14 protein-coding genes are annotated in these 14,772 nt (G+C 70.9%); all 14 read left to right on the plus strand.

The genetic code is table 11. The annotated features are described in order from the left end of the window. The first annotated feature begins 3 nt into the window (after positions 1-3). The 14 genes from ACOZ38_RS15990 (at position 4) to secF (ending at position 14,751) form a co-directional block, all read left to right on the plus strand. Complete coding sequence (locus ACOZ38_RS15990; protein WP_424531483.1) at positions 4-1,221, plus strand: glycosyltransferase family 4 protein; 1,218 nt, start codon at positions 4-6, stop codon at positions 1,219-1,221. Continuing rightward, positions 1,218-1,763, plus strand: a complete 546-nt coding sequence (locus ACOZ38_RS15995) for a hypothetical protein (protein ID WP_405147600.1) — start codon at positions 1,218-1,220, stop codon at positions 1,761-1,763. Before ACOZ38_RS15990 ends, ACOZ38_RS15995 begins: the two co-directional genes overlap by 4 nt. A 183-nt stretch (positions 1,764-1,946) precedes the next feature. Then, complete coding sequence (locus ACOZ38_RS16000; RefSeq protein WP_424531484.1) at positions 1,947-2,960, plus strand: DUF3048 domain-containing protein; 1,014 nt, start codon at positions 1,947-1,949, stop codon at positions 2,958-2,960. Positions 2,961-3,163: 203 nt separating this feature from the next. Next, positions 3,164-4,078, plus strand: a complete 915-nt coding sequence (gene pdxS, locus ACOZ38_RS16005) for a pyridoxal 5'-phosphate synthase lyase subunit PdxS (RefSeq protein WP_424531486.1) — start codon at positions 3,164-3,166, stop codon at positions 4,076-4,078. A gap of 206 nt (positions 4,079-4,284) precedes the next feature. Further along, the gene (locus ACOZ38_RS16010) at positions 4,285-5,742 is read left to right on the plus strand and encodes an alkaline phosphatase D family protein (RefSeq protein WP_424531488.1); all 1,458 of its coding nucleotides are present in this window, start codon (positions 4,285-4,287) and stop codon (positions 5,740-5,742) included. 228 nt (positions 5,743-5,970) lie between these two features. Then, positions 5,971-6,561: a pyridoxal 5'-phosphate synthase glutaminase subunit PdxT gene (pdxT, locus tag ACOZ38_RS16015; RefSeq protein WP_405147605.1), complete on the plus strand. Its 591-nt coding sequence runs from the start codon at positions 5,971-5,973 to the stop codon at positions 6,559-6,561. A gap of 3 nt (positions 6,562-6,564) precedes the next feature. Further along, positions 6,565-7,314 (plus strand): YebC/PmpR family DNA-binding transcriptional regulator, encoded by a 750-nt coding sequence (locus ACOZ38_RS16020; RefSeq protein WP_358558564.1) that lies wholly within the window; start codon positions 6,565-6,567, stop codon positions 7,312-7,314. A 122-nt stretch (positions 7,315-7,436) separates the two neighbouring features. Beyond that, positions 7,437-8,603, plus strand: coding sequence for a GNAT family N-acetyltransferase (locus tag ACOZ38_RS16025; RefSeq protein WP_424531489.1), 1,167 nt, complete (start codon positions 7,437-7,439; stop codon positions 8,601-8,603). Between the two features lie 125 nt (positions 8,604-8,728). Continuing rightward, positions 8,729-9,295 carry a crossover junction endodeoxyribonuclease RuvC gene (ruvC, locus tag ACOZ38_RS16030; protein ID WP_405151982.1) on the plus strand — a complete coding sequence of 189 codons (567 nt, stop codon included), beginning with the start codon at positions 8,729-8,731 and terminating at the stop codon, positions 9,293-9,295. Then, positions 9,292-9,912, plus strand: coding sequence for a Holliday junction branch migration protein RuvA (ruvA, locus tag ACOZ38_RS16035; RefSeq protein WP_405147609.1), 621 nt, complete (start codon positions 9,292-9,294; stop codon positions 9,910-9,912). The genes ruvC and ruvA overlap by 4 nt, the downstream gene beginning before the upstream one ends. Positions 9,913-9,921: 9 nt before the next feature. Continuing rightward, positions 9,922-10,986, plus strand: a complete 1,065-nt coding sequence (ruvB, locus tag ACOZ38_RS16040; RefSeq protein WP_424531491.1) for a Holliday junction branch migration DNA helicase RuvB — start codon at positions 9,922-9,924, stop codon at positions 10,984-10,986. Between the two features lie 484 nt (positions 10,987-11,470). After that, positions 11,471-11,824 carry a preprotein translocase subunit YajC gene (gene yajC / locus ACOZ38_RS16045; RefSeq protein WP_405147612.1) on the plus strand — a complete coding sequence of 118 codons (354 nt, stop codon included), beginning with the start codon at positions 11,471-11,473 and terminating at the stop codon, positions 11,822-11,824. A gap of 81 nt (positions 11,825-11,905) precedes the next feature. Further along, entirely contained in the window at positions 11,906-13,657 is a 1,752-nt protein-coding gene (gene secD / locus ACOZ38_RS16050; protein ID WP_424531493.1) for a protein translocase subunit SecD, read from the plus strand. Beyond that, positions 13,657-14,751 (plus strand): protein translocase subunit SecF, encoded by a 1,095-nt coding sequence (gene secF / locus ACOZ38_RS16055; protein WP_424531495.1) that lies wholly within the window; start codon positions 13,657-13,659, stop codon positions 14,749-14,751. Before secD ends, secF begins: the two co-directional genes overlap by 1 nt. Positions 14,752-14,772: the final 21 nt, after the last annotated feature.

A 14,772-nucleotide genomic window follows, 5' to 3' on the forward strand; every position in this document is an offset into this window, starting at 1 on the left:
ACCATGAGGGTCGGCATGGTCTGCCCCTACACCTGGGACGTCCCCGGCGGGGTCATGGCGCACGTCCGCGACCTCGCGGAGGCGCTCATCGCCGACGGCCACCACGTGTCGGTGCTCGCTCCCGCGTCCGACGACGCGCCGCTGCCGTTCTACGTCACCTCGGCGGGCCGCGCCATCCCCGTGCCGTACAACGGCTCGGTGGCGCGCCTGGCCTTCGGTTTCCTGTCGGCCAACCGCGTGCGCAAGTGGTTGCGAGAGGGCCGCTTCGACGTGCTCCACGTGCACGAGCCCGCCGTCCCCTCGGTGGGCCTGCTGGCCTGCTGGGCCGCGCGCGGCCCGATCGTCGCGACCTTCCACGCCTCCTTCCAGCGCTCGCGCGCCATGTCGGTCTCCGCGCCCGTGCTGCACACCGCGCTCGAGAAGATCACCGGCCGCATCGCCGTGTCGGACGCCGCGCGCAAGACCCTGGTGGAGCACCTCGGGGGAGACGCGGTCCTGATCCCCAACGGCGTCACGGTGAGCCGGTACGCCGAGGCGGAGCCCCTGCCCGATTGGGGCCCGGACGGCGGCGTGATCGGGTTCCTCGGCCGCATGGACGAGCCGCGCAAGGGCCTGCCGATCCTGCTGGAGGCGTTCACGCTGCTCGCCCCCGAGCGTCCCGGCCTGCGGCTGCTGGTGGCGGGCCCGGGCGACGCCGACGACGTGCTCGCGAGGGTGCCGGCCGCTCTGCGTGACCGCATCGGGGTGCTCGGCATGGTGAGCGAGGAGGACAAGGCCCGCGCCTACCACTCCGTAGACGTCTTCTGCGCGCCGAACACCCACGGCGAGAGCTTCGGCATCGTGCTCGCCGAGGCGATGGCCGCGGGCGCCACCGTGCTCGCCAGCGACATCCCCGCGTTCCGCAAGGTGCTGGGCGACGGGCAGGCGGGCGCGCTGTTCGTGACCGGCGACGCGGCCTCGCTCGCGCGCGAGGCCGCCGCCCTCCTGGACGACGCCGCCCGCCGGGCCAAGCTGGCCGGAGAGGCGAGCCTGGCCGTGCGCAAGTACGACTGGTCGACGGTCGCCCGCGACGTCGTGCGGGTGTACGAGACGGTGACCGCGACCGCGGCCGGGGGAGTCGAGGAGGAGCAGCAGGGCCGGGGGCGCGACCACACAGATCACGGCGATCACGGCGACCGGGTGCCCGAGGGCGTCCGGGCCCACGGAGGCGAGGCCTCGTGACCACCACGATGGTCATCCTGGTGGTGGGAGTGGTGGTCGTGCTCGCGGCCGTCTACATCTCCTGGCGGGCCGGGCGGCTCGACCGCCTGCACATCCGCCTGGAGACCGCCCGTGCCGCCCTGGACGCCGCGCTGATACGCCGGGCCGCCGTCTGCATGGAGCTGGCCGCCTCCCGGGTGCTCGACCCCGCCACCAGCCTGGTGCTCGCCGCGGCGACGCACGAGGCGCGCACGGCGGGGCCGGAGGAGCGCGAGCACGCCGAGAGCGACCTGTCGCGCGCCCTTCGCGCCGTGATGGACCAGGAGCGCTTCCGCGAGCGGCTGGCCGAGACCCCGGCGGGGCCCGACCTGATGGCCGAGCTGGACACCGCGGTAACGAAGGTCATCTACTCCCGCCGCTTCTACAACAACGCGGTGGGGGTGACCCGGCAGGCCCAGCGCCGCTGGCTGGCCCGCACGCTGCGCCTGGCCGGCCACACCGAGTACCCCTCGTACTTCGAGATCGACGACGACGAGCCCGCGTCCTTCGCCCAGCAGTCCTGACGGCCGCCCGCGCGCCCTCGGCGGGCGGTCTTGAAGGTTCCTTGGCGTTTCGCAGGGATCATGACCTGGGCTTTGCTCCGACATGGCTGTGAATCGACGAAACTTCGGGCGTACCAGCAGAAACCTATTGCCAACCATCGGTAAGCTCGTGGCGCTTTAGGAGAAATCGGGAGGAGCCGGGCTGTGCGCGTAAAACGGGTGATTGGCATCGCGCTGGCGGGAACCGCCGTTCTAGCGCCCGCGGTGGCGTGCTCGTCCGCCGGTGGGGCCACGCCGGCCTCCGGGGGGGCGCAGCCCGCGGGGACGGTCGCGGCGACCCCCTCGCCGCCGCCCGAGCACCCGTTCACCGGGCAGCCGGTGGCGAGCCGGAAGCCGGTGCTCGCCGTGAAGATCGAGAACACCTCCTCGGGCAAGCCGCAGCTCGGCCTGCGCAGCGCCGACCTGGTGTTCGTCGAGCAGGTCGAGGGCGGGCTGACCCGTCTGATGGCGGTCTTCTCCTCCAAGATCCCGGAGAAGGTCGGCCCCGTGCGCAGCGCGCGCATCTCCGACCTGCACCTGCTGCCGATGTTCGGCAAGCCGGCGCTCGCCTATTCGGGCGTGCAGAGCAAGATGGTGCCCCTGGTCAGGGAGGCGTCGCTGTTCGACGTCTCCGACAGCGCGGCGCCCGGCGCGTACTTCCGGCAGCCGGGACGGGTCGCCCCGTACAACCTGTTCGCCGACACGAAGAAGCTGCTGGCGGGTGCCCCGAAGGCCACCCGGGCCAAGGACCTCGGCTGGGAGTTCGGCGACGCGCCCGAGGGCGGAACCCCCAAAAAGTCATTTTCTGTCAAATATCCGGCGGCCAATTTCACGTTCACCTGGTCCGCCGCCCAGAAGCGCTGGCTGGTGACGCAGGACGGCAAGAAGGACATGGCGGCCGAGGGCGGCCAGCTCGGCGCCCCCACCATCGTCGTCCAGTACGCCAAGACCACCAGGTCGGAGTTCCACGACTTCACCGGCAGCTACACCCCGCTGATCCAGACGACCGGCACGGGCAAGGCGGTCGTCCTGCGCGACGGCAAGGCCTACAAGGCCGAATGGTCGCGCTCGTCGGAGAAGGCGGGCACGATGTTCACCACCGTGGGCGGCGAGCCGATGAAGTTCAGCCGGGGCCAGGTGTGGATCGTGCTCGCGGCCCGCAAGCCCGTCCAGCCCTGAGGCAAGCCCGTCCGGCCCTGTGGCGGCCCGTCCGGGGCGCCCGGGAGACCAGGCGATGACCTCGGCCTTCACCGGCGGACGGGCCCAAGGCGTACACCCTGTCAACGATCGCCGGAACATGTGACGATCCGGACCGTCAAGGGCCACGCTGATCAGCGCCTAACATGGACGGGAACCCATTGTCGCGCTCGTGAGGAAAGACCGTGTCCAGCAGCACCCCCGAAGTCACCGACACCGCCGTCACCGGCACCGCCCGCGTGAAGCGCGGCATGGCCGAGATGCTCAAGGGCGGCGTCATCATGGACGTCGTCACCCCGGAGCAGGCCAAGATCGCCGAGGACGCCGGCGCGGTCGCCGTCATGGCCCTCGAGCGCGTGCCCGCCGACATCCGCGCCGAGGGTGGCGTGTCGCGCATGAGCGACCCTGACATGATCGACGGCATCATCGCCGCCGTCTCGATCCCCGTCATGGCCAAGGCCCGCATCGGCCACCTCGTCGAGGCCCAGGTGCTCCAGGCCATCGGCGTCGACTACGTCGACGAGTCCGAGGTGCTCACCCCCGCCGACGAGGCGAACCACATCGACAAGTGGGCCTTCACCGTGCCCTTCGTCTGCGGGGCGACCAACCTCGGCGAGGCCCTGCGCCGCATCGCCGAGGGCGCCGCGATGATCCGCTCCAAGGGCGAGGCGGGCACCGGCAACGTCGTCGAGGCCACCCGCCACATGCGCCAGATCCGCGGCGACATCAAGCGCCTGGCCGTCCTCGACGAGGCCGAGCTCTACGCCGCCGCCAAGGAGCTGCGCGCGCCCTACGAGCTGGTCGCCGAGATCGCCAAGACCGGCAAGCTGCCCGTCGTGCTGTTCACCGCCGGAGGCATCGCCACCCCGGCCGACGCCGCCATGATGATGCAGCTTGGCGCCGAGGGCGTCTTCGTCGGCTCTGGCATCTTCAAGTCCGGCGACCCGGCCAAGCGCGCCGCCGCGATCGTCAAGGCCACCACGTTCTACGACGACCCCGACGTCATCGCCAAGGTCTCCCGCGGCCTGGGCGAGGCCATGGTCGGCATCAACCTCGCGAACCTTCCGGAGTCCGAGCGCCTCGCCACCCGGGGCTGGTAGCTCTACGGGCCTTCCGGACGGGCCTTCCGAACTCTCGTCGCGCCTTCCCGCGCCGCGCTCCGCGGTGCTGGGAAGGCGTGATGCTGATCGTCCGGAAATATCCCCTCTGACCTGGGTGTCCTTATACCCGGCGTTTGCTGTGAATAGTTAATGATCGTCTTGTGCTCGACAGGCGATCGTTTCTGGTGTTGGGGCTGGCATCGGGGGTGCCTCCTCTGCGTGTCACCTTCGGTGACCCCTTCACCCTTGGCGTGGCCTGCGGCGACCCCACTCCCGACGGCTTCGTCATGTGGACGCGCCTCGCGCCCGTGCCCCTCGCCGACGACGGCTTCGGGGGCATGCCCACGGCGCCGGTGCCGGTCTACTGGGAGGTCGCCACCGATCCGGCCTGCGCGAGGGTCGTACGGCGCGGCACCGAGGAGGCCGTGCGCGACTGGGCGCACAGCGTGCACGCCGAGGTCACAGGGCTCGATCCCGGCCGCGAGTACTGGTACCGGTTCAAGGCCGGGCCGTACGTCTCGCCCATCGGGAGGGCGCTGACCGCTCCCGCGCCCGGCACGCTGCCGAGGTCGCTCAACCTGGCCGTCACCTCGTGCGCCAACTACCAGCACGGGCTCTTCACCGTCTACACCCGCATGGCGCAGGAACGCCCGGACCTGATCGTGCACCTGGGCGACTACATCTACGAGTACGGCAAGGGCGAGCAGCAGTGCCCCGGCGGCAACGTGCGCGACCACGAGGGGCCGGAGGCCCGGACGCTGAGGGACTACCGGCGCAGGCACGCGCTCTACAAGACCGACCCCGACCTGCGGGCGGCCCACGCGGCGGCGCCGTGGGTGGCGATCATGGACGACCACGAGGTGCGCAACAACTGGACGAACCTGCTGTCGGCCGACCGGCGCGAGGCCGCGTTCCGGGCCTACTACGAGCACCTGCCGCTGCGCCGCGCCGCCCAGCCCAAGGGGCCTGCCATCCAGCTCTACCGGCGGCTGCGGTGGGGGAGCCTCGCGACCCTCCACCTGCTGGACACCCGCCAGTACCGCGACGGGTACATCTGCGGCTCGGCCGGCTTCAAGGAGTGCCCGGAGTCGACGGACCCCGCCCGTACGATCACCGGGGCCGAGCAGGAGCGGTGGCTCCTGGACGGCTTCCGGCAGTCCAAGGCGCTGTGGGACGTCATCGGCCAGCAGATCTTCTTCGGGCGGCGCAACAAGCGTCCCGACTCGGGCCTGGTGGTCAGGCAGGACGCCTGGGACGGGTACTCCGGGTCGCGCACCAGGGTCACCCGAGGCTGGGTCGAGGCGGGGGTGCGCAACGCCATCGTGCTCACCGGGGACGTGCACTCGCACTGGGCCGGGGACCTCGCCCTGGACTACGACGACCCCTTCTCGCCCCTGGCGGGCACCGAACTCGCCGTCACCTCGGTCACCAGCGGCGGCGACGGGCACGACTCCGACCGCTCCAGGGACTCCCTGCTGGCCAAGAACCCGCACCTGAAGTTCCACCTCAGGCGCCGCGGCTACCTCATGGTCAAGATAGAGCCCACCGCGCTCACCGCCGACTTCAAGATCGTGCGCTATGTCAGCACCCCCGGCGCCCCGGTGCTGACGGCGGCCACCTTCGTCGTCGCGGACCGGCTCCCCGGGCTGCTCCGCCAGACCTGACCCGGCCCGCCCTCGCCCGGGGAAGCCGCAGGCGGTTTGGGGCGTTGTTCCGCATGGCCGTACGCTTTCGAGACGCACACGTCCCCACGGGGACCGATGTGCCGTGCCCGCTTCATGCCCGCGTCGAGCCCGCATCCGCGCGGGATCGACCGCGGCCAAGGCCGCCAGGCCGGCGACTCGGGAGCCGTACCGCCCTGAGCGTTCGAGCAGTGATTGGGAGGAACACCGGTGACCTCTGCGCCGACGATCGGCGTGCTCGCCCTCCAGGGCGACGTGCGTGAACACGTCAGGTCCCTTGAGGCCGTGGGCGCGAGGGCCGCGGCCGTCCGCCGCCCTGCGGAGCTGGAAGCGGTGGACGCGCTGGTCATCCCCGGTGGCGAGTCCACGACCATCTGGAAGCTGGCCGAGGCCTTCGAGCTGCTCGAACCGCTGCGCATGCGCGTCAAGGCCGGCATGCCGGCCTACGGGTCCTGCGCCGGCATGATCATGCTGGCCGACCGCATCGAGGGCGGCATCGAGGGGCAGCAGACGCTCGGCGGCATCGACATGGTGGTGCGCCGCAACGCCTTCGGCCGCCAGGTCGACTCTTTTGAGGCATCCTTGGATTTCGCGGGGCGCGGTCCCATGCGCGCCATCTTCATCCGGGCCCCCTGGGTCGAGTCGGTGGGCGCGGATGTCGAGGTGCTGGGACTGGCCGAGCCGGGAGATAGGATCGTCGCGGTCCGGCAGGGACCTCTGCTCGCGACGTCCTTCCATCCCGAGCTGACCGGGGACACGCGGGTTCATTCGTATTTTGTCGAGATGGTGAGGGAGCTCTAGCCGATGTCCGGCCACTCCAAATGGGCGACGACGAAGCACAAGAAAGCCGTGATCGACGCCAAGCGCGGCAAGCTTTTCGCCAAGCTCATCAAGAACATCGAGGTGGCGGCCCGGACGGGTGGTCCCGACCCTGAGGGCAACCCGACCCTCTACGACGCCATCCAGAAGGCGCGCAAGAGCTCGGTGCCGGTCGACAACATCGAGCGCGCGCGCAAGCGCGGCGGCGGTCTCGAGGCCGGTGGCGCCGACTGGCAGACGATCATGTATGAGGGCTACGCGCCCGGCGGCGTCGCGGTGCTGGTCGAGTGCCTCACCGACAACCGCAACCGCGCGGCCTCCGAGGTGCGCGTCGCGATGACGCGCAACGGCGGCTCGATGGCCGACCCCGGCTCGGTGTCCTACATGTTCAACCGCAAGGGCGTCGTGATCGTCCCCAAGGGCGACCTCGGTGAGGACGACGTGCTCACCGCAGTCCTGGACGCGGGCGCCGAGGAGGTCAACGACCTGGGCGACTCCTTCGAGGTCGTCTCCGAGGCCGGTGACCTCGTCCCGGTGCGCAAGGCCCTGCAGGACGCCGGCATCGACTACGACTCGGCCGAGAGCGGCTTCATGCCCACGCTCAGCGTCCCGCTCGACGAGGACTCCGCGCGCAAGGTCTTCCGCCTCATCGACGCCCTCGAGGACAGCGACGACGTCCAGAACGTCTACGCCAACTTCGACGTCTCCGACGACGTCCTGGCGAAGCTCGACTAGCGCGGCCTGCCGTCACCCCCGGCCCTGCCGGGGGTGACGCCGTTTCGCCAGCACGGAACGGGCCAGGCCGGCGCGGGAAATGATTCGACCAGGTCCGGGCGGTCGCCATAGGTTTGACCGTTGTGGAGATCCGTGATGTGACGGCCGACGACCTCGACGCCGTGCTCGACAGCCGTAAGCGGGCCTTCGGCCCCCTCCCCGCGAGCAGCGTGGAGCCGTGGCGCGCCATGGTCACGCCGTCCCTGGCCGAGGGGCGTTACCTCGGGGTCTTCGACGGCGGGCGCCTGATCGGCACCAGCAGGATCAACTCCTACGACCAGTGGTGGCACGGCCGCCCGCTGTCGATGGGGGGCGTCGCGAGCGTCACCGTCGCCCCCGAGGAGCGCGGGCGCGGCGTGGGGCGCTTCCTGATGCGGGGCACGATCGAGCGCTGCGCGGAGCTCGGCCACGTCGCCTCCGCGCTCTACCCCGCGACCACCCCGCTCTACCGCGGCCTCGGCTGGGAGCACGCGGGGGCGCGCAGCCGTGTCACCCTGCCCGCCGAGGCCCTTCGCACGCTCGGCGCCCGCGACGGCGGGGTGAAGCTGAGGCGCATGGTGCCGGACGACGCCCCCGAGGTCAGGAGCGTGCTCGAGCGCGTCTACGCCGCCACGCGCGCCTCCGGGCCCCTCGGCTGGGAGGAGCGCATCACCCGCCAGTGGCTCTCGGACGAGGACGACTTCGCCTACCTCGCCGACGACGGCTTCGTCGTCTACCGCTGGCACGACGGCGACATCGACGTCGAGAACCTCGTGGCCGGGTCGGAGGCGACGGCGAGGGCGCTGTGGTCACTCGTCGGCACGGCCTCGTCCATGGCCACGACGGTGACGGCCGCCGTCGAGCCCGACGACCCGGTGCTGTGGCTGCTGCGCGAGCGCTCCTACGACTCGGTCAAGCAGACCCGCTGGATGTTCCGCCTCATCGACCTGGCCGCCGCCGTCGGCCTGCGCGGCTACCCTGCCGCGATCTCGGCCGAGACCGTCGTCGAGGTGGACGATCCGCAGCGTCCCGCCAACTCCGGCACATGGCGCCTGTCGATCTCCGCGGGCGCCGGCACGGCCACCGCCGTCACGGCGGCCCCCGGCGGTGAGGTGCCCCGCCTCACCATCGGAGGCATGTCCGCCCTGTTCGCGGGCGTCCCGACGAGCACCCTTCGCCGCGCCGGGCTTCTCGCGGGCGGCACCCCCGGCACCGACGAGCTCCTCGGCACCGCCTTCGCCGCCAGGCCGTACATGCTCGACTACTTCTGACCGGGGCCGCCGGCCCCCTGCCGGGGCGGCGTGTTGGTGGTGCGCCGCCGGGGCGGCCGGGGTAGAGTTCGGGGCCGAACAGGTGTTCGGCGTTCTGGGGAGGCTTGCCGGTGCGGCTACCTGAGCTGCGGGTGATGGGGGTCGACCCAGGGCTGACCCGCTGCGGTCTCGGTGCCGTCGAAGGTCGCGCGGGCGCCCCGCTCGAGCTGGTCAAGGTCGGGGTCGCGCGCACCCCCGCGGGGGAGGACATCGGCGCCCGCCTGGTCGCCATCGAGGCCGAGATCGAGCGCTGGCTCGACGAGGTGCGGCCCGACGCCGTCGCGGTCGAGCGGGTCTTCAGCCAGAGCAACCTCCGCACCGTGATGGGCACCGCCCAGGCCTCCGCCGTGGCCATCGTCTGCGCCGCCCGCCGCGGCCTTCCCGTCGCGCTCCACACCCCCTCGGAGGTCAAGGCGGCGATCACCGGGTACGGCAACGCCGACAAGGCCCAGGTGGGCACGATGGTGACCCGCCTTCTCCGGCTCGACGCCATGCCAAAGCCCGCGGACGCCGCCGACGCGCTGGCGCTCGCCATCTGCCACATCTGGCGGGGCGGCACGCAGAACCGCCTCGCCGAGGCCGTCGCCAAGGCCAAGGCCGCCCGCCCGCCCGGCGTGGGCCGGGCCCGATCCGCGAAGGGAGCGGCCCTGTGATCGCATCCGTCTCCGGGCGCGTCGCCGCGATCGCCCCCGACTCGGCCGTGGTCGAGGTCGGCGGCGTCGGCGTCCTGGTCCACTGCACTCCCGGCACGCTCGCGACGCTGCGCACCGGTGAGGAGGCCAGGCTCGCCACCTCGCTCGTGGTCCGCGAGGACTCCCTGACGCTCTTCGGCTTCGGCACCGACGACGAGCGCACGGTCTTCGAGCTGCTCCAGACCGCCTCGGGCGTCGGCCCGAGGCTCGCGCTGGCCATGCTCGCCGTCCACGCGCCCAACGCCCTGCGGGTCGCGGTCGCGAGCGCCGACGTCAAGGCGCTCACCTTGGTCCCCGGCATCGGGCAGAAGGGGGCGCAGCGCATCATCCTCGAGCTGAAGGACAAGCTCGGCACACCCGACGCGGCCGTGGCCGCTGCGCTCAACGGGCAGGCCAAGAAGCCCGCCTGGCGCGAGCAGGTGCATTCGGGTCTCGTCGGCCTCGGCTACTCCGCCAGGGACGCCGACGAGGCGATCGCGATCGTCTCCCCCGAGGCCGACGCCGACCTGGCCGCCGGGCGCACCCCCGCGGTCGCGGCGCTGCTGAAGGCGGCCCTGCGGGCCCTGAGCGTGCGATAGGGGCCACGTATGAGCCTGGAGAGAGATCTTGTGTCGCCGGACGCCGAGGGCGACGAGCAGGCCATCGAGTCGGCGCTGCGTCCCAAGCGGCTGGGCGAGTTCATCGGCCAGGGGCGGGTGCGCGAGCAGCTGTCCCTGGTGCTCGAAAGCGCGCTGCGCCGCAACCGGCCGCCCGACCACGTGCTGATGAACGGCTCCCCGGGGCTCGGCAAGACCACGCTCGCCATGATCATCGCGGCGGAGCTCGGCATGCCGCTCAGGCTGACCTCCGGGCCCGCGCTCGAACGGGCGGGCGACCTCGCGGCGATCCTCTCGACGCTGTCGGAGGGCGAGGTGCTGTTCATCGACGAGATCCACCGCATGGCACGCCCGGCCGAGGAGATGCTCTACCTCGCCATGGAGGACTTCCGGGTCGACATCGTGGTCGGCAAGGGGCCGGGTGCCACCGCCATCCCGCTGGAGATCGCCCCGTTCACGCTGGTGGGCGCCACCACCCGCGCGGGCCTGCTGCCCGCGCCGCTGCGCGACAGGTTCGGCTTCGTCGCCCATCTGGACTTCTACGACGTCGACGAGCTGGAGCAGGTGCTGCGCCGTTCGGCGCGGCTGCTGTCCCTCGACCTTCCCGAGGAGGGGGCCCACGAGATCGCGCGGCGGTCCCGCGGCACGCCTCGCATCGCGAACCGCCTGCTCAGGCGGGTCCGCGACTTCTCCGAGGTCCGCACAGACGGCCTGATCACCAGAGATATCGCCTCGGCCGCGCTCAACCTCTACGAGGTCGACGCCGAAGGGCTCGACCGGCTCGACCGGGCAGTCCTCGGCGCCCTGCTGCGCAAGTTCGGGGGCGGTCCCGTCGGGCTGTCCACGCTGGCCGTGGCCGTGGGGGAGGAGCCCGAGACCGTCGAGGTCGTCGCCGAGCCCTTCCTCGTACGGCAGGGCCTGCTCGCCCGCACCCCCCGGGGGCGGGTCGCCACGGCGTCCGCCTGGGCCCACCTCGGCCTCACGCCTCCGCCGGACGCCTTCGGCGCGATGGCCCACCCGATGCTCTTCGACGATCCGGGCGCGGCGACGACCTGACGATCACTTGAGGGGCCTCGTGAAGCCGGAACTTCGCGACAATTCGGTCTCGGTGCTCGGCGGCCGATACGGGCCCCGGCCGGGCGTCGCCGCGATCTCCGTGGTCCTTCCTGACTGGCGGACTTTACAGCGATCTCCGGTGGCCCCTTCGCCCCGCGCTCGCCGTCCCCGCTGGTACGGGCCGTGCGCCCCGGTTTGCGCCCTGCTCTGGCGGCGCTCGTGTGAACTGTCCGCCGACGACGGGTGAAAGTTTCAAGCTTGCTGTATCGGCTGGTCACAGATCGGTGACAACGGGAACTTTCCAGCGTGCCGGAGCGTGGGTTCGTTGCCGGGGTTTGACAAGCTCGCCTAAACTCCGTGGCTTGGCTGGCTGTGTACGCTGACATGATCAGAGTGTGGCCGTGCCGATCGTCGCCAGACATCCGGCGCCAGGCCGGTCAGTTCTTAACCGGAAGGAAGCCCCGTGCAGGGCCTTGGATCGTTCGTGCCACTGATCTTGCTGGTCGTGGTCTTTTACTTCCTGCTCATCCGCCCGCAGCGCAAGCGGCAGCAGGAGCAGGCGCAGATGCAGAGCAGCCTCACGCCGGGCACCAGTGTCATGACCACCACCGGTCTGTTCGCCACCGTCTCCGCAATCCAGGACGACGACGTGATCCTGGAGATCGCACCCGGCGTCGAGACCCGGTGGACCAAGGCCGCCATCGGCCGCGTGCTGACGCCGGTGGAGGAGGAGACGGTGGACAATGGAGAAGGCGTCCGGGACACCGTCACCGACGAGACGGTGATCGACACCCCTGAGCACAGGGGCGACGAGGGCTCGACTAACCAGAAGTCCTGAGTAGGCTCACCGCAAACCCCTTGACGAAAGAACTGACCACCAGTGGCCCCATCGACCAGCAGCCAGAGTAGGCCAGGACGCGTGCTCCTGGCGCTCCTGGCACTCATCCTCGCCATGGGCGCGACGATGCTTCTTCAGAAGGCATTCGTCCCGAAGTTCGCACTCGATCTCGCCGGCGGGACCACGGTGACACTGTCACCGGTCACGCAGAGCGGCGCGGCTCCCTCCCAGGAGAGCCTCGACCTGGCCGTCAACATCATCCGCGAGCGGGTGAACGGCACCGGCCTCGCCGACGCCGATGTCGCCAAGTCGGGTGACAACATCGTCATCTCCGTGGGCGGCGCGGGCACCGACGAGGTCGTCAAGACCGTCGGCACCACGGCCGAGCTGCGCTTCCGTCAAGTGCTCGCGGTGGCCGCGGCCAACGCCGTGCCCGGCAAGCTGCCGACCGCGCCCGCGACCCCGGCGCCGTCCGGCAGCGGAAGCCCGGAGCCCACGGGCAAGGCTTCCTCGAAGCCGGCCTCCTCGACCCAGCCGTCGTCGACCGCGAACCCCGCGCCGAGCGGCACGCCCGCCGGCCGGGCGCTGTCCTCGGCGCTGACCGCCCCGACGCCCGCGCCTTCGGGCGACAAGGCGAAGCCGAGCGGCAAGCCGACCCCCGAGCCGAGCTCCTCGGCGGCCTCCGGCGAGCCGAGCGCCCAGCCGAGCGCCCCCGCCGCCGAGGACCCGCTGGCCGGTGCCGACCTCACCGGCGTCGACCCCGCCGTGGCCGAGCAGTTCAAGACCCTCGACTGCACCAAGAAGGACCGCGGCCAGGGCGTCCAGGACGACCCCGAGAAGCAGATCGCCGCCTGCAGCGACGACGGCGCCGCCAAGTACGTGCTGGAGAAGGCCGCGGTGAAGGGCACCGAGGTCTCCGGCGCCACCTCCGGCGTCGACTCCACCACCGGCGAGTGGATCGTCTCGGTCAACTTCAAGAGCAAGGGTGCCAGCCAGTTCGCGCAGGTCACCGGGCAGATCACCAGCGCCCCGCAGCCGCGCAACCAGCTCGCCATGGTGCTCGACGGCGTGGTCATCTCCGCTCCGGTCATCGAGGAGCCCATCCCCGGCGGCCAGGCCCGCATCTCCGGCAGCTTCACGCAGAAGACCTCCACCGACCTGGCCAACCAGCTCAAGTACGGCGCGCTGCCGCTGAAGTTCCAGCAGAGCTCGATCGAGGAGGTCTCCTCCACGCTCGGCGCCGACCAGCTCCAGGGCGGCCTGCTGGCGGGCGGCATCGGCCTCATCCTGGTCGTGGTCTACTCCCTGCTGTACTACCGGGGTCTCGGGCTGGTCGCGGTGGCGAGCCTCTCGGTGGCCACGATCCTGACCTACCAGGCGGTGGTCCTGCTGGGCCACAACGCCAACTTCCGCCTGTCGCTGCCGCACATCATCGGCCTGATCGTCTCGATCGGCATCACCGCCGACTCCTTCATCGTCTACTTCGAACGCATGCGTGACGAGATGAAGGAAGGCAGGCGCTCGCTCCGGGTGGCCGTCGAGGTGGCCTGGGTCCGCGCCCGGCGCACGATCCTGATCGCCGACGCGGTCATGTTCATCGCCGCTCTGGTGCTCTACTTCCTGGCCGTCGGCGGCGTGGCCGGATTCGCCTTCGCCATGGGGCTCACCACCCTGATCGACGTCATGGTGGTGTTCCTGTTCACCAAGCCGTTCGTCGCGATGCTGGCCAAGCTGCCGTTCTTCGCCAAGGGCCACAAGCTGTCGGGTCTGGACGCCGAGCGCATGAGCCGCGAGTCGTCCGACGCCCGCACGACCGTTACGCAGGAGGGCTGATGTCGCGCATCGGCGTGATCGGGCGCCGTCTGTACCGCGGCGAGGTCGACATCGACTTCGTCGGGCGCTACAGGCTCTGGTCCAGCCTGTCCGGGGTGCTTCTGCTGATCTCCATCGTCGGTCTGGTCTTCCAGGGCCTGAACCTCGGCGTGGAGTTCAAGGGTGGCTCGGTCTTCAGCTTCGCCAAGCCGCCGTCGTCCTCCATCCAGGACGTGCGGTCCACGGTCGAGGACGCGGGCGTCCACCAGGTCATCGTCCAGGAGGCCGGGCCCCGCTGGCGGGTGACCACCGAGAGCCTTCCGGTCAGCGAGGTCAGCCGGGTCCAGAACGTCATCTCCGACAAGTACAACATTCCGGGCAACGAGGTCAGCAAGCAGATCATCGGGGCCACGTGGGGCGGTGAGGTCCTCAACAAGGCCATCATCGGCCTGATCGTGTTCATGATCGCGATCATCCTCTACCTCACGCTGGCCTTCGAGTGGAAGATGGCGCTGGCCGCGGTGGTCGCGCTCATCCACGACCTGGTCATCACCGCGGGCGTCTACGCCTGGTCGGGGTTCGAGGTGACCCCGGCGACCATGCTGGGCTTCCTCACGATCCTCGGCTACTCGCTGTACGACGCGGTGGTCGTGTTCGACATGATCAAGGAGGTCACCGCCAAGCTCGGCACGACCTCCAAGATGACCTACACGCAGGCGGCCAACAACGCGTTGAACCACACGCTGATCCGGTCGCTGAACACCTCGCTGGTCGCGATCCTGCCGGTGGCGGCGATCCTGTTCATCGGCACCACGCTGTTCGGCGCGGGCACACTGAAGGACCTGTCGCTGGCCCTGTTCGTCGGCATGATCGTCGGCACGTACTCCTCGCTGTGCGTGGCGACCCCGCTGCTCGTGCTCCTCAAGGAGCGCGAGCCGAAGTACCTGGCGATTGCCAAGCGCCTCTCCACCACCAAGGGCGGCTCGGCCGTCAAGGACGCCGTCACCTCCGGCAAGGGCAAGGAGCCGGCGGCCGCCGCCAGCTCCCCGGGCTCGGCGGGCTCGGCGGGCTCGGCGAACGGCGCGGTGGCCGGAAGCAAGCGTAAGAAGCGATAGACAGCACCTCCCGCGACGCCC

Origin of the sequence: Sphaerisporangium viridialbum, assembly GCF_049674955.1 — a bacterium.
GTDB lineage: Bacteria > Actinomycetota > Actinomycetes > Streptosporangiales > Streptosporangiaceae > Sphaerisporangium > Sphaerisporangium viridialbum.

What these genes read in the sequence shown, in the direction of transcription:
- ACOZ38_RS15990 (WP_424531483.1), top strand. Translation starts at nt 4, where the DNA reads ATGAGGGTCGGCATGGTCTGCCCCTACACCTGGGACGTCCCCGGCGGG.
- ACOZ38_RS16020 (WP_358558564.1), top strand. Translation starts at nt 6,565, where the DNA reads ATGTCCGGCCACTCCAAATGGGCGACGACGAAGCACAAGAAAGCCGTG.
- ruvB (WP_424531491.1), top strand. Translation starts at nt 9,922, where the DNA reads ATGAGCCTGGAGAGAGATCTTGTGTCGCCGGACGCCGAGGGCGACGAG.
- secF (WP_424531495.1), top strand. Translation starts at nt 13,657, where the DNA reads ATGTCGCGCATCGGCGTGATCGGGCGCCGTCTGTACCGCGGCGAGGTC.